Annotated in this window: 19 protein-coding genes; 8 read left to right on the top strand and 11 right to left on the bottom strand. The window is 42.4% G+C overall.

Annotated features, from left to right (window positions below):
• Window positions 1–48 precede the first annotated feature (48 nt).
• Complete coding sequence (locus HX743_RS10485) at window positions 49–1,308, bottom strand: hypothetical protein (protein ID WP_004974135.1); 1,260 nt, start codon at window positions 1,306–1,308, stop codon at window positions 49–51.
• A gap of 78 nt (window positions 1,309–1,386) precedes the next feature.
• Here HX743_RS10485 and serB point away from each other — a divergent pair, with 78 nt between their 5' ends.
• From serB to HX743_RS10470, 3 genes are all read left to right on the top strand, one after another.
• Window positions 1,387–2,607 (top strand): phosphoserine phosphatase SerB, encoded by a 1,221-nt coding sequence (serB, locus tag HX743_RS10480; RefSeq protein WP_004974136.1) that lies wholly within the window; start codon window positions 1,387–1,389, stop codon window positions 2,605–2,607.
• A gap of 401 nt (window positions 2,608–3,008) precedes the next feature.
• Entirely contained in the window at window positions 3,009–3,344 is a 336-nt protein-coding gene (gene aciT, locus HX743_RS10475; RefSeq protein ID WP_004974137.1) for a ciprofloxacin tolerance protein AciT, read from the top strand.
• A gap of 209 nt (window positions 3,345–3,553) precedes the next feature.
• A complete protein-coding gene (locus HX743_RS10470; protein WP_004974140.1) occupies window positions 3,554–4,033 on the top strand; it encodes a hypothetical protein in 480 nt (159 codons plus the stop codon).
• A 62-nt stretch (window positions 4,034–4,095) separates the two neighbouring features.
• Here HX743_RS10470 and dtd read toward each other — a convergent pair whose 3' ends face one another.
• On the bottom strand, window positions 4,096–4,536 hold the full coding sequence (gene dtd / locus HX743_RS10465) for a D-aminoacyl-tRNA deacylase (protein WP_004974142.1): 441 nt from the start codon (window positions 4,534–4,536) through the stop codon (window positions 4,096–4,098).
• A gap of 234 nt (window positions 4,537–4,770) precedes the next feature.
• Here dtd and pncB point away from each other — a divergent pair, with 234 nt between their 5' ends.
• The 4 genes from pncB (at window position 4,771) to HX743_RS10445 (ending at window position 8,846) form a co-directional block, all read left to right on the top strand.
• Window positions 4,771–5,976: a nicotinate phosphoribosyltransferase gene (gene pncB, locus HX743_RS10460; protein ID WP_131261228.1), complete on the top strand. Its 1,206-nt coding sequence runs from the start codon at window positions 4,771–4,773 to the stop codon at window positions 5,974–5,976.
• 163 nt (window positions 5,977–6,139) lie between these two features.
• Entirely contained in the window at window positions 6,140–6,982 is an 843-nt protein-coding gene (locus HX743_RS10455; RefSeq protein WP_178319181.1) for a sulfurtransferase, read from the top strand.
• A complete protein-coding gene (gene asd / locus HX743_RS10450) occupies window positions 6,979–7,830 on the top strand; it encodes an archaetidylserine decarboxylase (protein ID WP_104852745.1) in 852 nt (283 codons plus the stop codon). Before HX743_RS10455 ends, asd begins: the two co-directional genes overlap by 4 nt.
• 89 nt (window positions 7,831–7,919) lie before the next feature.
• Window positions 7,920–8,846: a LemA family protein gene (locus tag HX743_RS10445; protein ID WP_178319180.1), complete on the top strand. Its 927-nt coding sequence runs from the start codon at window positions 7,920–7,922 to the stop codon at window positions 8,844–8,846.
• Between the two features lie 46 nt (window positions 8,847–8,892).
• On the opposite strand, the gene phoR is transcribed toward HX743_RS10445, so the two are convergent.
• The 3 genes from phoR to HX743_RS10430 form a co-directional block, all read right to left on the bottom strand.
• On the bottom strand, window positions 8,893–10,251 hold the full coding sequence (gene phoR, locus HX743_RS10440; RefSeq protein WP_178319179.1) for a phosphate regulon sensor histidine kinase PhoR: 1,359 nt from the start codon (window positions 10,249–10,251) through the stop codon (window positions 8,893–8,895).
• 9 nt (window positions 10,252–10,260) lie between these two features.
• On the bottom strand, window positions 10,261–10,971 hold the full coding sequence (gene phoB / locus HX743_RS10435; RefSeq protein WP_004974162.1) for a phosphate regulon transcriptional regulator PhoB: 711 nt from the start codon (window positions 10,969–10,971) through the stop codon (window positions 10,261–10,263).
• Window positions 10,972–11,184: 213 nt separating this feature from the next.
• Complete coding sequence (locus HX743_RS10430) at window positions 11,185–11,886, bottom strand: TetR/AcrR family transcriptional regulator (protein WP_178319203.1); 702 nt, start codon at window positions 11,884–11,886, stop codon at window positions 11,185–11,187.
• 231 nt (window positions 11,887–12,117) lie between these two features.
• Here HX743_RS10430 and HX743_RS10425 point away from each other — a divergent pair, with 231 nt between their 5' ends.
• Window positions 12,118–12,957 (top strand): SDR family oxidoreductase, encoded by an 840-nt coding sequence (locus HX743_RS10425; RefSeq protein WP_178319178.1) that lies wholly within the window; start codon window positions 12,118–12,120, stop codon window positions 12,955–12,957.
• A 26-nt stretch (window positions 12,958–12,983) separates the two neighbouring features.
• Here HX743_RS10425 and HX743_RS10420 read toward each other — a convergent pair whose 3' ends face one another.
• From HX743_RS10420 to HX743_RS10395, 6 genes are all read right to left on the bottom strand, one after another.
• Window positions 12,984–14,351, bottom strand: coding sequence for an MATE family efflux transporter (locus HX743_RS10420; protein WP_178319177.1), 1,368 nt, complete (start codon window positions 14,349–14,351; stop codon window positions 12,984–12,986).
• A 114-nt stretch (window positions 14,352–14,465) separates the two neighbouring features.
• Complete coding sequence (locus tag HX743_RS10415; protein WP_178319176.1) at window positions 14,466–15,620, bottom strand: methionine aminotransferase; 1,155 nt, start codon at window positions 15,618–15,620, stop codon at window positions 14,466–14,468.
• A gap of 158 nt (window positions 15,621–15,778) precedes the next feature.
• Window positions 15,779–17,107, bottom strand: a complete 1,329-nt coding sequence (locus tag HX743_RS10410) for a DUF445 domain-containing protein (RefSeq protein ID WP_178319175.1) — start codon at window positions 17,105–17,107, stop codon at window positions 15,779–15,781.
• Between the two features lie 18 nt (window positions 17,108–17,125).
• Entirely contained in the window at window positions 17,126–17,695 is a 570-nt protein-coding gene (locus HX743_RS10405) for a hypothetical protein (RefSeq protein WP_178319174.1), read from the bottom strand.
• Window positions 17,696–17,740: 45 nt separating this feature from the next.
• Entirely contained in the window at window positions 17,741–18,280 is a 540-nt protein-coding gene (locus HX743_RS10400) for a DUF924 family protein (protein ID WP_167846415.1), read from the bottom strand.
• Window positions 18,281–18,371: 91 nt separating this feature from the next.
• Window positions 18,372–18,638 (bottom strand): zinc ribbon domain-containing protein (locus HX743_RS10395; protein ID WP_178319173.1); only part of this gene is annotated, 267 nt, incomplete at its 5' end.

Here is an 18,638-nt window from a genome sequence, read left to right as displayed (position 1 = left end):
GTGTGCATACTCAGGTTTTTATGCTTTTAAGGCATCTCATGGATTATTTTAAGAAGCTCTTGAATGTTTGCCTTTTAGAATTTCAGTTCGCAGGCTTTGCGCCAACTCAGCCGATTGGCTGTCCATGCCATTAACCATAAAGGCATGGCGCATCAGCACATTGGTCGGATTTGGCATACTCACCAATTCATAATGCGTAGACAGTTCATCTAGTAATTCATTCGGTAAATGCACTGCATTTTCACGAGCAGATAATTGATGCACCAAACGCTCTGCTGCCTGCACTGCAGATAACTGCATGGCTTCGACTGCGGTTGATAAACCACTGCGAGTTTGCAACACAAAACGCTTTTCTTCACGATAACGCTTATACAGCACTTCAGACAATAACTGGAACACCGTGCCAATCATGGCCATACAGGCTGCTGCATTTGGTGTATTGGCTGCAATACTGAGTGTTGCGCCATCTTCATGGAATGGTTGTACTGTTTGAATGTCGGAACGGTTTAACTTGTAGTGTTGTACGCACAGTTCAATGCTTTTGTTCAGGAAAATCTGACATAAGCTAAAATAAGGCACAGACACACTTTGCGTGACCGTGTCTAATAATTGTTTCGGGTCATAAAACTGAATATTCAGCGCAATGTTGTTTTGCTCTTGGCTTTGCTCAATGGCTTTGTTTGCTTTAGGCGACATCACAGGTTTAGGCTGTTGCTGTGCCTGCGCAAGTGCCAAAGCCGTTTGATGTTTTTCTTGTTCAAGGGCTTGCGTCAATAATTGTAATTCGTGTTTAAGGCGAGATTCATTATTAATGCGTGCTAAATATTCACTACGACTTGGACGGGCAATCGCGCGATAAGCCAACCATAACAAGCCATGAACCAATAATGATAAAAGTGTCGCTAACCATTGGGTACGCAGAATTTCACCAATACTTGGCTGAATTAAGGTGATTTCAATGCTGCCGACTTTCTTTTCATTAATGATTGCATCGCGGACAAAGACTTCACCTTCACGGGTACGTGACTGTCCACCTGTCGCCAAGACCTGATTTTGCGCATCTAAAATACGAATAGAAGCAATGCTTGGATTGGTGGCATAACGATTCACCAATAATGCCAGTGATACTGTATTGGCAGGTTCCAGCTCAGAAAGGCTGTCTGTGACCAGTTGGCTGGTCATTAACTGCCCCTGATTGGCGCGGTTTTCATTTAATTGGTGTGTTGTTGCAAGCACCAATAAAAAGGTGTGAAAAGCAAAACTTACAATCAATAGGCTAGCAAATAGCCCTTGTCTAGGCGCATTCAAGGTAAAACTTCCAAGGCATTTATATTCAATTTAGATTATGATTCTCACAATAGTTGTAGCTCAGACCCGAGTCAATTCATGCGAGAAATCATTCTTATATCATTTTTAGGACCTGACCAACCTAATCAGTTTACTCGATTAATGCAGGTATTGTCCGCTCATTCCTTACAAATCTTAGATGTTGGCCAAGCTGTTATTCATAATCAACTGACTTTAGGTATTGTTGTTGCATCAGAAGACCAGACTGCAACTGCTTTAGCCATGAAGGAGATTCTGATTTTAGCACATGATATTGGCTTAACTGTGCGTTTTAAACCAATCTCTGCAACTGAATATGAGCAATGGGTCAAAGAAGGCGGTCGTACCCGTTATATCGTGACTGCACTGGCACCAGAGCTGAATGCCTCACATTTACAGGCGGTCACGCATATTGTATCTAGCCAAGGTTTTAACATTGAAACTGTAACCCGTTTGTCGGGTCGCCCACAGCTTAATGTAGCCGAAGATGAACCTAAACGTGCTTGCATTCAGTTTGGATTAAGTGGACAAATGCTAGATGCAGTTGCCATGCGTGCTGCGTGTTTAAGCCTGTCGAATGAACTGAGTGTGGATGTCGCGGTACAAGAAGACAATGCCTACCGTCGTAACCGCCGTTTGGTGTGTTTTGACATGGACTCAACGCTCATTGAACAAGAAGTGATTGATGAGTTGGCGATTGAGGCAGGTGTGGGCGATCAGGTGGCGGACATTACCGAACGTGCCATGCAGGGTGAACTGGATTTTCAGCAAAGTTTCCGCGCGCGCGTAGCATTGCTCAAAGGTTTAGATGCTGCTGTGTTGCCTAAAATTGCCGAACGTCTGACCGTGACCGAAGGTGCTGAACGCCTGATTTCAACCCTGAAATCTTTGGGTTATCGCACCGCTATTTTGTCGGGCGGTTTCCAATATTTCGCAGAATATCTGCAGGAAAAATTGGGGATTGATGAAGTGCATGCCAACATTCTAGATGTGGAAAATGGCATGGTTACAGGCGAAGTAAAAGGTCACATTGTGGATGGTGCGCGTAAGGCATTATTGCTACGTGAACTGGCAGACAAAATGGGGATTTCTTTGGAACAAGCCATTGCGGTGGGTGATGGTGCGAACGACTTACCAATGCTTTCTATTGCAGGTTTAGGTGTGGCGTTCCGTGCTAAACCGTTGGTACGTCAAAACGCCAATCAAGCCATTTCAAGCGTGGGCTTAGATGGTGTGCTGTACTTATTGGGCGTGCATGACAAAGACTTGAACCGTGCCTAATATGACAATTCAATGAAAAAAACGCAGCAGTCATGCTGCGTTTTTTGTTTGTATAATCAGCAGATAACGATGAACGGTAAACAAAAACTGTCGATAAAAACCGCAACAGCATTGAATGAAAAAAATATTTTTTAAGGCAAAAAAATAAGGTGTTTTTTTGTAATGACACGCGAATAAAGAGCTAGCTTAGCTTCCCGAAAACTACAAAATTTAAAAAATGTAATGACAATATAATATTGCGACAAGGTGTGTCGCTTTATAAAAATACAAGTCTTTTTTTATCTAGAAAACGCAGCATAATGCAGACATAGAATTTAAATCGACATCCATTATTTATTTAAACGGTATTTGAAGTCGCAGACCAATTCAAAAAGAGGCTGCATCTTTAGACGGAGGTTTTTATGCTAACAGCGAATTTAGCGACCATTGTAGGCTTAAGCCTCGTCGCAGCTGCGTTGATTGCTGTTTTCTTTTCGCCTTATCGTCGCTGGTTAAACTTTATGTTGGCAGGTATGGTGTTTTGGGGTTTATTGGAAGTGGTGCGCTACAGTGTGCAAAGCGTATTTGAACTGCCAATTACCTACAGTTACTTGTCGGCAATTTTCTTGGCGATGACTTTGGTGACTTTATTATTATTACGAGAAGACCGTCGGGCAGAGCGTGCTTTGGCAAAACGTCGCTATATCGAACATACCCCAGTCTATGAAGACGATCAGCAGCAGTGCTCAAGCCGCTAAATCGTACAGACTAAATTCAAAAACTTTAAAAAGATGCAACTGGTTTGCATCTTTTTTGCTTTATCTGTACGGCAGTTTGCGCCATCCAAACAGCGACAAAATTTTAACACCCTCCTAAAGATTGTTATACAAAGCCTTGCAGCAAAAAGCGGGAGTTGTGATAGGATGAGTCTGTTCATTATCCAACAATTACAATAGGCTTCACTGTCATGAAACTTTCTGCAATTCCTGTGGTCAAACTTCCTTTGGTTGATGTCAGCACCGATCCACTTGACCTTCTCGTGGCAGGTTTGGCATTGCGTATGAAACAACTGGCACGTACCAGTCCAAAATTTATTGAGTTGGTGCATGAACGCCAGTTCCGTATTCAAATTGGCACAGACTTGGGTATGGCGCGTCAAATTATTGTCAACAATGGACATATTGACACTGTGGCAGGCGATGCAGAAAAAGCCGATTTTATTTTGCAGTTTGCAGACAGCGAGCAAGGCGTAAAAACCTTAATGAAAGGTGATCCAACTGCATTTATGACAGGCATGCAAAATGGCAGCATTAAAATGGAAGGTGATTTTGGCTTATTGGTGTGGTTTAACCAAGCAGCGAAATTGATTCCACCTAAACTACCAAAACCTGTAAAAGAAAAAATTAAAATGGCACGCCAGTTTATTAAACAAAAAACGGGTAAATAAGCTGCTCAGACCCAAACAAAAACCTCTGATCAATTTTTGACAGAGGTTTTTTTATATGTGATTTACTCGACTTCCAAACAAAAAGTCACAGGCCCGTCATTTACCAAATGCACTTTCATATCGGCAGAGAAAATACCTGTTTCCACCCTGTCAAACTGACTTTTGGCATAGTCCACCAATTGTTCATACAGCGCTTTGGCATCGTTTGGGGGCATCGCAGGGCCAAAATCAGGACGTAAACCTTTTTGAGTCTGTGCCATGAGGGTAAATTGTGAAACCAATAACACACTGCCATTGGCCTGACTGACATTCCAACCCATTTTGCCTTGTTCATCATCAAAAAAACGATATTTTAAAATTTTATCAATCAGCTTTTTGCCTTTCTCAAAATTATCGTCTTTGCCTAAGCCCAAAAATACCAAAATACCCTGTTGAATCTCGCCAGTGATTTCACCATCGACCACGACTTTGGCTTCAAGAACTCGTTGTAATAATGCGCGCATGGGGGACTAATTTTCTCAGTGTGGGGGATGGCTGCAGATTGTAGCAAACATAGGCACTTTGGCGTGCATTAACATCAATCACGAAAGCATCAGAACGGTAGCTGCCCGCAGAGAGGTAAAATATCTTGGGAAGGCTACACTTCAGCAAAGTTGTAACAAGATTGTCGATAAAAGCCCTTTTTTGCTGAATAAAGTATGCTTTAATGCAAGAAGTACCGCGAAATGATGATCCTTATGACCCCCATTATTCAATCTCTGCTCGATACTGATTTATATAAATTCACCATGTTACAGGTGGTGCTGCATAAATTTCCGCAAACGCACAGTGTGTATCAATTCCGCTGCCGTAATCTTGAAGATACCGCGTATCCACTGAGCGATATTTTAGCTGAGTTGAATGCGCAGCTTGATCATTTGTGTCAGTTGAAATTTAAAGAAGATGAATTGCAGTATTTGCGTAATTTACGCTTTATTAAAAGTGACTTTGTCGATTATTTAGAATTATTTCAGCTCAAGCGTCGTTTTATTCACGCCAGTATTGATGCGCAAGGTCGTTTGGATATTCGGGTAGAAGGCCCGATGGTACAGGCCATGATGTTCGAGATTTTTGTCCTGGCAATTGTCAATGAACTGTATTTTCAGCGCATCCGTAATGATGAGGTTTGGGCAGAAGGTGAGCGCCGTTTACAGCAAAAAATTGCCCTGATTCAAAGTTACCAACAGCAGCAACTGCCTGAAGATCCACCATTTTTGGTTTCAGATTTTGGTACGCGCCGCCGTTATAGTTTTGCATGGCAAAAGCACGTGATTGCGGCTTTTCATCAAGCTGTACCTGAAGTGTTTCGTGGTACTAGTAATGTACTGTTGGCTAAAGAATTAGGCATTACCCCAATTGGGACAATGGCACATGAGTTTTTACAGGCATTTCAGGCGCTAGATGTACGTTTACGTGACTTCCAAAAAGCCGCACTAGAAACTTGGGTGCAAGAATATCGGGGTGATTTAGGCATTGCCTTGACTGATGTGGTCGGGATGGATGCTTTCCTGCGTGACTTTGATTTGTATTTTGCCAAGTTATTTGATGGCTTGCGACATGACAGTGGCGACCCGTATGTGTGGGGCGATAAAGCTTATGCACATTATAAAAAGCTAAAAATTGACAGTAAAACTAAAATGCTGACCTTCAGTGATGGCTTAAATGTCGAAAAAGCATGGGCCTTGCATCAGTATTTTAAAGACCGTTTTCAGGTTAGTTTTGGGATTGGTACCAACTTAACCAATGATATGGGGCAAACTGCGCTAAATATTGTGTTGAAATTGGTGGAATGTAATGGTCAGTCGGTGGCGAAATTGTCCGATAGTCCGGGTAAAACCATGACCGATAATGACACCTTCTTGGCATATTTACGCCAAGTTTTTGAAATACAAACGCCTGTTTAAAACCTGAGCACATTGAAAAAACCGAAGAAAATCTTCGGTTTTTTTCTAGATTAAAGCATGTGATTGTTAAAATTCTGCGAAAGTTATGAAAAAAACAGCATGCTATCAAAAATGACCTATACTAAGTTAAAGTTGATTGCCAAACAGACTGAACCGCATAAAAATGAGCACTTCTCCATTCAATTTTGGACTGCTGATTGAAGCAGAAGATTTAGTTCCCTTTTTAGGGCATGAAAAATTGCGCATTGTCGATTTGAGCCGCAATTCGGTGTACGAGCAATTGCATCTTCCGCATGCTTTACAGGTCAAACCGAGCATGTTGCTACATCAGGATGAAGATACATCGGGTTTATTGCCTGAACCCGAGGCTTTACAAGACTTGATTCAGTATTTGAGTATTTCCCCTGAGCATCATGTGGTCGCCTATGACGATGAAGGTGGCGCATGGGCAGGGCGTCTGATTTGGAATTTACACTGTTTAGGCTTTGAAAATACCAGTTTGCTGAATGGCGGCATTCACGCATGGTTGGCAGCAGGTTTTCCAACTACTTCTGAGGTTGAACCGCTAACACCCGTCAGCATGCTTGTTCCTGTTGCCGAGCAAAATCAGTATCGAATTCAATATGATGAGCTATTAGAAAAGTGCCAAAACCAGTCGGTGCAACTTTGGGATTGCCGCACCATAGATGAATATACAGGGCTGCGTTTGGCTGCACGACGCGGCGGTCACATTCCTGGGGCATTGCATTTTGAATGGAGTACTGCCCTTAATCGTGAAAATCATTTAAAATTGCATCCCTTAGAACGCACACGACAGCGTCTGGAACAACTCGGATTCAATTTAAACGAACCTGTAGTGGTGTATTGTCAGTCACATCACCGTTCAGGTTTGGCCTACATTTTAGGGCGTTTATTGGGTTGGAAAATTCAGGCCTATGATGGTGCGTGGAGTGAATGGGGCAACCGCCCTGACAGTCCTGTTATTACTGGAGAGTTGCCGTCTTGAGCCTCACATCACGTTTAAAAAAACAAATTTTCATTCAGGCACAACGCGTTGTGCCACAACATCAATTATCACGTGTTGTGGGTAAACTTGCAGCCAGTGAGCATCCTGTGCTCAAAAATGCGGTGATCACTGCATTCAAGGCGCAATACGGCATTGATATGTCTTTGGCAGAACAAAGCAATGCCTTGAAATATAAATCTTTTAATGAATTTTTTACCCGTTCTTTAAAGCAGGGTGTGCGGGAAATTGACAGCAATCCGAACAGCATTGTATCGCCTGCAGATGGGGCGATTTCACAGTTGGGTAAAATTGAAGATGGGGCAATTTTTCAGGCCAAAGGTCAGCAATTTACTGTTGAAAACTTAATTGCCGACCCGCAATTGGCTGAACCATTTAAAAATGGTCAATTTGCAACCGTGTATTTATCTCCGCGCGATTATCACCGTGTACACATGCCTTTTGCAGGCACACTCACCGAAACTTTATATGTGCCAGGTGAGTTGTTTTCTGTCAATCAAACCACAGCCGAAAATATTCCGGGTTTATTTGCCCGCAATGAGCGCATGGTGTGTTTGTTTGATACCGAACTGGGGCGTATGGCAGTTGTTTTAGTGGGTGCCATGATTGTAGCGGGCATTGAAACCGTGGCGACAGGCAAGGTCAAACCATCGGGGCGTTTGGAGCTGAATCAGCACCAATTATTCCTTGAAAAAGGTGCAGAATTAGGACGTTTTTATTTGGGTTCAACCGCGATTGTTTTGTTTGAAGAAAATAAAATGCAGTGGGATGCCGAATTCAAAGCCAACTCTGTGGTGGAAATGGGGAAAAAGTTAGGCTTTTTACTTTAATTTTCAATTTATAACGTTACAATTATCCCTCAATATTAAATATCTGCCTATTTTGTAGGCAGATGCATTATAAAGTGAGGGTTTTATTTATGTGGTTATGGATTTTACTTGCCTTAATTGCAGCGATTATTTATTTGGTTCTTACTTCTTATAATTCGCTGCAGCGTAAGGCGCATGATATTAAAGAGTCTTTATCCAATATTTCTGTCTCAATTAGTAAAAAAGTTAATTTAATTAATCAGCTTATGGATGTTGTTCGAGGTTATCAAGAAAGTGAGCAATTGACACATTTAACAGTAGTTAAAGAAACAGGAATGAATGCTATCTATTCTAGTTATCAAGATAGTAATATGATGTTAACGAACTTACAGGGTATGGCTGAGAGATACCCTGATTTAAAGGCAGACCAACAATACCATCGCTTAATTACAAATATTGAGCAATGTGAGCATGAAATTTCTCAATGGCGCAATGAATATAATGCTCGCGTGAAAGCTTATAACTCACATCGTTCATCTATCCCTACGATTTTTGTTGCTAACGGGATGGGTTTTTCTGAAGCACCATATCTTGATTTAACAATAGAAAATGCAGAACAAACTATTTTAAAAGATTTTAAAATGGATGATGGAGAGCGTTTGAATGCTTTATTTAAATCAGCAAAAGATAATATTGTAGATGGTTCTAAAGCCTTAGCCTCAACCTCTAAAGTTGTATTGGATAAAGCAGCAGATACAAGCAAAAAAATTGCGTCTAGTGAACAAGTACAAGGAATTGTAGATAAAGCAAATGTTTATATGGGGAAGCCAAGTACAACTAAATTCTTCTATTTATTATCTGATTCGACACCAAAAGGTCCTGTAAAAATAGAAGAAATTATTATGTTGGCTGAAGATCCAAATTGGGTTGAACAAGTCCGTTTATCAGAAGTCGGGACAGAACAGTGGATGAGCTTTGAAGAATGGACTACGCTTTATACACAACCAACACTGCAATTACAACAACGTGATATTTAACTTAAATAGACTCTCCCTTCTATTATAAGAGGGGAGAGTTTTCCTATTAAATCTCGTAATACAAACGCTCTTTCGGGAACACGACTTTAAATATAGAGCCTTGATTTTCTTTAGATTCGACTTCTAAGTGTGCATTGTGCTGCATCAAAACGTGCTTCACAATTGCTAAACCTAAACCTGTGCCGCCTGTTTGTCGGCTACGCGCGCTGTCTACACGATAAAAGCGTTCGGTTAAGCGTGGTAAGTGTTTCGGATCAATCCCGATGCCTGTATCTTCCACAGTAAAATAGCCTTGGTTGCCATCATCATGCCAGCCAATGGTAACTGTCCCGCCTTTTGGGGTGTATTTAATTGCATTGGTGATTAGGTTGCTAAAGGCGCTAGCCAGTTCTACATCTGAACCAATCAGATCATAATGACTGTCAATATTTAGATTGAGTGTATGCCCATAATCGACGTTATAGGCATGTGCATCGTCAAATAATTGATTCATTAAACTTGGCATTTCAATGATTTGATTTTTGGCGATGGTTTTTTCATTTTCCAGACGTGACAACAGCAGCAGGTCATTCACCAAAGCATTCATGCGTCGGGTTTGTGACTGCATTTGCTCAAAAGCACGTTTCCAACGCGGGTTAATATCTTCCTGATCTGTAAATGTTTCGATATAACCACTCAGCACGGTTAGCGGGGTGCGTAATTCGTGTGAAATGTTATCGACAAAGTCTTTACGCATTTGTTCTAGGTTATGCATACGCGTCATGTCGTAAGCAAATAACAAACGGCTATCGCCACCAAACTGAGTCATTTTGACGTGTACATATTGCCCTTCATGCACACTCGATTTCATTTTTAAACCGTCGGGTGCTTGGTCAATATGATTAAAATATTCAATAAAACTAGGTTGGCGCAAAATAGTCAGGATGTTGCGTCCATGGTCTAAAGGCTGAATACCTAATAGTTTTTCTGCAGCAGGGTTCCACCATTCAATTTGATGATTTTCATCAATCAGCATCACGGCTTCATCCAACGCCACCAATGAAGACTGGGCGCGATCAATCAACCCGACCATTTCGGCCTGAACGATACGTTCCTGACGTTGTGAGCGATAAACATTGAACAGTAATGCACCCCAAATACCATGCAGATTTGGCGGCACATCATAAGGACGATTGGAAATCCAATCATTAACTAAATAGAGGGAGCGCATTTGCTGAAGAAAAAACAGCAAAAAGGCGAGGCTAATACAAATCCAAAAATACCCAATCCCAAAACCAATCAAGCTTGCAATAATTAGGAAAAAGGCCAATAAACGAAAATCTTGTTTGGCAAAAGTCCATAAACTGCTGTAACGAACTTGTTTGAGGTCACGGGCGAGTTCAGGGACTGGGTAAGGTTCGTACATAAAATAATTTTAGCCTAAAGCAACATCCGCACGTGTCGAGAAGCGATAGCCTGTACCACGTACCGTTTGTACAAAACGGTCTACGCCATACGGTTCTAAAACTTTACGTAAACGACGAATATGCACATCAATAGTTCGGTCTTCAATATATACATTGCCGCCCCAGACTTGGTCAAGCAATTGCGCTCGGGTGTAAGCGCGCTCTGGGTGCGTCATAAAGAACGCCAATAAACGATATTCGGTTGGCCCCATTTCTAAAATATTGTCGCCAAAACTGACACGCTGGCTAACTGGGTCCAAAATTAAACCGTTGGCATCAATGGTTTTTTCACCGCTTAGAGCATTGGCACGACGCAAGACGGCTTTAATTCGCGACACCAGTTCACGAGTTGAGAATGGCTTGGTCATGTAGTCGTCCGCGCCTGCATCTAAACCTTGAACTTTGTGATCTTCTTCGCCACGTGCAGTGAGCATAATCACAGGAATTTCGGCAAGGTTGTCATCGCGTTTTAGGCGACGGCACAAGTCTACACCGCTGACACCGCCTGGCATCATCCAATCAAGCAAGATAAGCGCTGGACGTTGATCGACAATCATCTGATGAGCTTGTTTTGCATCTTCTGCTTGTAAGCACTGAAAGCCTGCCATATCTAAAGAGGTATGGATCATCTCCCGAATTGGAAGTTCGTCATCGACGATTAAAATGTAGTCATCTTTCACAACGCAATATCCTATAGATGTTAACGGTGGGCCGTTTTATTTATGACAGGCTTATTACAAAGATTAATTATGACAGTATCATTGCAGGAAGGGTTAAATGAGCTATTTTTGCAATAATTTGTGACAAATTAGTGTCGATTTGATGAAAAATCTGAATAGATTCAGTAAAAGTAAAATAATGAATTTGAAAAATATTATGACTATTTATCAGTTTTATGACAAGGTCGAAGAATCTTTCATAAAAGCTTGCTCTTTTTCCGAAAAGGTCTGTAATAATGACAAAAATACAATACGGCAAGAAGACAGCACATCTTCCATGGATTGTTTGAAATCGCTCATCACCCAGCGAATCGCAATTTGGGTGACATAACCATTTAAACCAGTTGCCACCAATGAAATCTCACGGTTGGGGCGGTCTAAATGCGGCATCATCAGCATGACAAAGGCCTGAATCATGCGGTCAAAACGTGACATAGTTTCGTGAATAGTGGCTTGGTTATGTAGTTCTTGCACCAGCATGGCATCAATATAAATAATACGCGCCATTTGTGGGTTGTTTTTTAGCGTGGTCAGTAAAGCCGTTAGTCCTGCATCAATCATTTTTTTGGGATCAGCCGAAGCTTGCATAATGGCTTGCATGACATTTTGCTGTAACTCATCAATCAGTTTTAAAAAAATGGTCTGAAACAGTTCTTCGCTTTTTTTAAAAGATTCGTAGAAATAGCGCTCGGTCAGTTTAGCTTCGGTACAAATATCTTTTACGGTCACGGCAAAAAAGCCATGCGTGCCATAGGCTTGAATACCGGCCTCAATCAGTTTTTCACGACGTGCCTGTTTGCGCTCAGTTAAAGACAAGCCTTTAAACTGACGTTCTTTTTGTGGTTTCTGGGTAGTTTTTTCTGTTTCTGCAGTCATGGGCAGTTGTTCTGTCATGTTCAGTTAGGCCAAATAAGAACCGTAATCAGGCTTTATATTAGCAATAATTATCTGTTAAACCTATGTTTTCAAATTCATTTGTGATATTCGTATTGGCTTATATTGACAATACTTATTGTCAAAATTATATTTAAACCACAGCGCATTATACAGCCCTACAAAACAATAAGCAGGGCTGAACTGTGCACGCCATATACTCAAGGAAATCACATGAAAAATTTTAAAAATAAAGTTGCCGCAATTACAGGCGCAGGCTCGGGTATTGGGCAGCAATTGGCTGTTTTATTGGCGAAGCAAGGCTGTCATTTATCGCTCAGTGATGTGAATGAACAAGGTTTGGCGCAAACAGTAGATTTACTCAAAGACAGTAATGTGCGCGTGACCATTAAAAAAGTGGATGTTTCTCAATTAGAACAAATGCGCGAATGGGCAGCTGAAACTGTGCAAGATCACGGCTCGGTCAATATGATTTTTAATAATGCAGGCGTGGCGTTGGGTTCTACCGTAGAAGGTGCAATTTACGAAGAGTTGGAGTGGATTGTTGGTATTAATTTCTGGGGTGTGGTCTATGGCACCAAAGAATTTTTGCCTTTAATCAAACAAACGGGAGATGGTCATATCATTAACATTTCCAGTTTATTTGGTTTAACTGCACAGCCAACTCAGTCGGCTTATAACGCAACCAAATTTGCGGTGCGCGGTTTTACCGAGTCTTTGCGTCAGGAATTGGATTTGGAAAATTGTGGTGTGAGTGCGTTGAGCGTGCATCCAGGCGGGATTCGTACCAATATTGCCAACAATGCTAAAATGAACGACAGCATGCGCACTTTGGGCATGAATCCTGAAAAATCGGCACGTGCTTTTAATAAATTATTGCGTTGCCCGCCTGAAGAAGCGGCGCGCCAAATTTTAGAAGCGGTACAAAAAGACAAGCGCCGTTTATTGATTGGTAATGATGCCAAAACTTTGGATTTAATCCAGCGTATTGTTCCAACGGGTTATCAGAAAGTTACCGCATGGGCGACTAAGTTGGGCAAGAAACGCGGTTAATCTAACTTACAAATATAACAGACCATTCAGACCAAAACCTGAATGGTTTTTTTCTTCCAGACAAATTGATAATACGCACCCTGACCGATGCACAGACTCACAAATGCCAAGGCATAGGCATACCAAATTCCTTGCAAACCCCACCACTGACTGAAGAAATAAGCACACGGTACTTCAATTAAAACAATCGCTAAAATATTGATGATCATTGGAACATTGACCGTGCCACTGGCGCGCATAATGGAGGCAAAAATTGCACTGGCACCAAAAAATAAAATGGCCCATAACACAATAAATAAGAGCTGCTGACCCAGTACCACCACCGCAGGATCGGTAATAAACAACGCCATCAGATATTTAGAAAATAAATAACCCAAGGTGACTAAAATACCTGTAATCAGCAAATTCATGCCTAAGGCTGTACGGGTCACTTTAGCCAGTAATTCGGCTTTGCCTGCACCAATGGCTTGTGCAGCAAAAATTGAAGCGGCAATTGCAATAGATAGCGCAGGAAATTGAATATAGTTCAACACCTGATTAACTGCGCCATAGGCGGCAGTGGCCTCAGCACCATGCCGATTGACCAAACCGACAATCACCAAACCTGCCATAGAGGTAGTGACCATTTGTAAGCCTGTGGGAATCCCTAAGCGTAAAATCACCTTGCTTAAATTGGGTTGATGCCGAATTTGACGTAGTAGATGCACATCCATTTTTAAGGGATGATTCTTTTTATTCAGGTAAATCACCAAAAAAATTAAAACAGCCAGATAGCCCAGAATGGTGGCAATTGCAGGGGCAATAATGCCCAAGCGAGGAAAGCCAAAATAACCTGCAATCAGGATGGGGGTAATCACCAATCCCATTAAACTAGTCAAACTCAGGGCAATGAGTGGCGTAAGGCTATCGCCCACTCCACGTAAAATAGAGGTATAAATAATATAAACAAACAGCAGTAGGCTGCCTGCCAACATCCATTGCACATACGGCAGGGATAGATGCATCACTTTAGGGTCTGTGCCTAATAATATTAAAATTTGTTCGGCAAAAATCACCCCCAAACAGGCAATGAAACTGCCGCCAATTAGGGTCATAAATAAAGTCGAACCGACAATACAACGCACTTTTTCGACATTTTGTGCGCCCCACGCTTGCCCGACCAACACGGTCGATCCTGCCGAAAGCCCAATCACAAAGGCCATCAGGCAAAAAATAATGGGAAAAAATACCGACACCGCAGCAATGGCTTCCACACCGAGCATTTGCCCGACAAAAATCGTGTTAATGGTGCCCGAAAGATTTTGCAAAATATTGGTGGCAATCAGTGGCAATAGAAACACCAAAAAGGTTTTCCAAAGCTGAGGGTGATCGACCAGTGCCTGAGGTCTTGCCATGCCAAATCCTGCGCTTCAATATGCGGTTGTTTGAAATTTCACCCTAGCATGATTTGGTCATAAAAAGCCTTAGCTTTTCAGTAACTCAGTGACATTTCAGTGGAGCTTCATCGCTTAAATTGCCGATAAAATTTCACCTGCACGCAACAGGGTTTCGGTTTTTTTAGCAAAGCAGAAACGGATTAAACGTAAATCATCGGGTGGGGTTTGATAAAATGCAGACACAGGAATACCGACAATGCCGTGCTGCTCGGCTAGAAAATGGCACATATCGACAGCATTTAAGCCGGGACGGATATTGCTGTAATCTAAATTTTGAAAATAAGTGCCTTGTGCAGGGCTGAATTGAAAGCGTGAATTGGCAATGCCTTGATTAAACAAATCACGTTTGTTCTGATAAAACTTTGCCAATTCTGCAATATGTTCAGGGTGTTGCTGCATATAATTTGCCAGTGCCACTTGCACAGGGCTAACCCCGCAGAAATTAATAAATTGATAGGCTTGGCGAAAGAGCTGCATTAAGGCAGGTGCCGCTGCACAGTAACCAGTTTTCCAGCCTGTGACATGAAAAGTTTTACCAAAAGAACCTACGACAAAACTGCGTTCCCTCAGTTCAGGAAAAGACAACACAGAGCGATGTTGATGCGTATCAAACACCAAATGTTCATAGACTTCATCGGACAGCACCACAATATTATGTTCCTGAATAACATCAATTAAATACTGCCAATCTTGCGCTGACCATACTGTGCCTGTGGGGTTATGTGGTGTGTTGATGATGATCATGCGGGTTTTGGCATGAATCGCATCTTTGACCCTATTCCAGTCCACCTGAAAATGTGGAGCCTGCAGCGGAATATGAACGGCTTTTGCACCCAACAATTTTACACAGGGTGCATAACTGTCATAACTTGGATCAAAAATAATGACTTCATCGCCTGCCTGCAGCACGGTTTGCATGATGCTAAAAATAGCCAGTGTTGCCCCTGGGGTGATGGTAATTTCACTGATCGGGTCAAGCATTAGCTGATCACGCTGTAAAAATTGCTGTGCCAGTTGTTCGCGTAGTGGCAAGTAACCATCGCCCGAAGGATATTGATTGAAGCCTGCGTGTGTGGCTTGGCTTAAAGCATCCAGTAATGCTGCAGGTGGGGGAAAGTCGGGAAAACCCTGCGATAAATTTAAGGCATTCAGTTGTTGTGCCAAGTTAGACATGGTACTAAAAATACTCAGACCTTGAGCAGGCAGTTTCGCGTGAATATCGAGCATAGTGGGGTTCTGGTTGTGGCAGCAGCTTGTTTTACATCGTAGCGTTTTCAGGGGGGAATGCAAATGGGGTAAAGGGTGATGATGTGGCTTGAATAGATCGTTCGAGGCGTTATTTTTGATTGAACACCTCAAGATCGACTTATCAAAAAAATTTCATCTCAAATCAACTCCACCAATGCCCGAATAATCCCCAATCCCAGACCAATAAATGCACCTACCACTACACCATTGACCCGAATCATGTGTAAATCACCACCGACTTCGTTTTCAATTTTGCCAATCATTTCGCGCGAGTCCCATTCATGAATGCGCTCACTAATAAAGCGAATCACTTTTTCACTATATTGATCTGACAAGTTCACCGCAATCGTACTCATTTTTTCATTCAGTAATTGACGTACTGCGGTATTGGCAATGATATTTTCACCGACTTGCTGAATAGCAACACGCAGGTTTTGTGCAATTCCCGAATCAGGTTTTTGTAAATCTTCCTTAATCGCATTGCAGAGAATCACCACTGCACCACTGATAAAATTCAAGACTTGTGGACTGTCTAATAGGGCATTTTTAGTGTCATTTAGACGTAGACTGGCACTGCTGTTGTTATCTGCCAGTTGTAACATCAGTTGTTGCCCAGCCTCTTCAATTTTTTGTCGCCAAGGGTGTTCAGGGTCTGCCAACATAGATTCGACCCGTTGCAGTAAAGAATCTATGGTGCGTTGCTGCACATCAATTCCAATCCAGCTCGCACCTTTGGCCAGTTTCCACACGCCAAGCTCTTTAAACAATTGACGGGTCAATTCACGGCTTTTTTCAGGATGTTTCAGCATCCAGTCATGGGCAAGGTCTAAACCGCGTTGCAGCACATCCTGATGAAAGTCATTTTCCAAAACCGCACGCAGCATTTCACTGGCCAAGTAGTTGACCTGCGTGTTGCGAACCCATTGCACACTGTTGCTTTGAATAAAGCGCCCAATTTGTTCTTGCCCGACAAATTCAAAAATTTTCGGTACAGTCTGCTGAATGACTTGGGTCACTTGCGCATTATTTTGCTGATTCGCCAGCCATTTGCCCACGGCTAAAGATAAGTCAGTGCTGTGCAGGCTTTTTTGTACCACTTGTGGCGATAAAAAGTTTTCCTGCACAAAACGCCCCATCGACTCGGCAATACGGTCTTTGTTGCGTGGAATAATTTCGGTGTGATCACGTAAGAATTTAGGAATTGGCATTTTGCCAAAAGGATTGCGAAACAGTACCGTAATCGCATACCAGTCTGCCAAACCACCGACCACACCTGCTTCGGCAGACAGCATGAGTATGTGAATTAACCACGTGTATTCAGGCAGTAATTTTGCAGTCAGCATTAATGCCAGCCATGCCACCACGGCAATCACTAAAGCAATGGTGGCAAAGCGTTTACTGCGTTGCAGACTCGGAGAAGTACGCTGCGAGCTGCTCGCTAAAGTGTGGTCAGACGCTGTATTCATGCAGGCATCCTTATCTCATTAGGGCGCGGTAGGGGCAGAGGTTGGTGGGGGTAATGGTTGTCCTGTTGGACTTAAACCATATTTTGCCCCCAGTGATTGTAAAATCAGGCTCGCATCAAAGGCATCTTCAGGTGCATATTTTTGATCTTTAAAACACTGAATGGTGTAAGACACTTGAGTTGGGTCGAGGGTGACCACTTGCGGCATTTCATAGAATGGGTCAGGCCAGAAGGGTGCACGACGATGATAATAGCCATACGGATAATAAGGATAATAACTTGGTGCAGGATAGACCACGGCCTGTCTAGGTGGTTTCTGGCTACGGTTACTCGGATCATCTAAAACTTTAAACAAGCGAAAACCGTGTTGCAGTGTGGTTTGTGCTGCTTTCACCAAAGTAATTTCTTCTGCAGTGCCAAAACTCATGTTATGACCCGCTAAAAAACTAATTCGATAGGTCTGCACATTCAGTGGTGTGGTGCTGAATTGCCCCAACTGTTCAAAGCTGAGTGGTTTAGAGGGTGTCGTGGCACAGCCTGTAAACAGCAAACTGCTGGCAAGGGCAAGACCGAGTAGGGAATATTTCATGTGAAAGCTCCTGTACACATCAACCAGCCAAGACAAACTTGCCAGTTAAAAACTGCTATTGGGTTGGGTTAAAAACTCAAGTTCTTCTGCACTCGAAGGACGTCCCAACACCTGATTCCGATGTGGATAACGTCCAAAACGGTCAATAATGACTTTATGTTTCAGTTCATAGCCCAACACGGTGGGGTCATTCAAACTTTCAAACAACGTTAATGCGACTTCGTGAATACGTTTGGATTCACTGTGCATAAACGGCATATATAGAAAACGACGTTCGGTTGGGTTTAAGTCCTGATCCAATTTTAAGTGAATCATTTCTTGTGCCAACACCAAGGCCATTCCATCTTGGGCAAAGGCACGCGGGTCATTACGGTATAAATTACGTGATAATTGATCTAAAACAATGATTTCAGCCAAACGACCTGCAGGTGTTTCGCGCCATGTCCATAATTCTCCTTGTGCCGCTTGTTGCAGTACATCGGTAAATTTTTCTGCGAGCAGGGCATCAAATTCTGCGCTTTTGACAAACCAGTTCGGTTCTGCAGCAGGAGAAAACCAAAAATCTAAAAAATCTTGATAATTCATACGCTTTATTATTTACCTCTGTTCTTTTGATTATAAAATCACAAATTTAGCATGTCTTATAGTGCAACTTTGTGTTGACATCCTCCCCGACCTAAAGGACGGAGATTCCTACTGCTAGACGCTCATGCCCGAGCGCAAGAATATTCAGTGCGGAATTTACATCCCGATCATGGAGCGTACCGCACTCCACACACTGCCATTCTCTTATTCCAAGTCCTGCTCTACCTTTCAGACTACTGGAGCGTGAGCCACAGCACGAACAAATTTGGGTGGTATAGGCTTCATTGACTTCTTCATAACATACCCCTGCGTTCTCGCATTTATACTTGAGCATGGTTCTTAGTGTTGTCCAACTGGC

Origin of the sequence: Acinetobacter sp. Swhac1, from assembly GCF_013390985.1 — a bacterium.
Classification (GTDB): Bacteria; Pseudomonadota; Gammaproteobacteria; order Pseudomonadales; family Moraxellaceae; genus Acinetobacter; species Acinetobacter towneri.
Note: the sequence above shows the minus strand (reverse complement) of the source record. Positions and strands in the feature narration are given on the sequence as shown.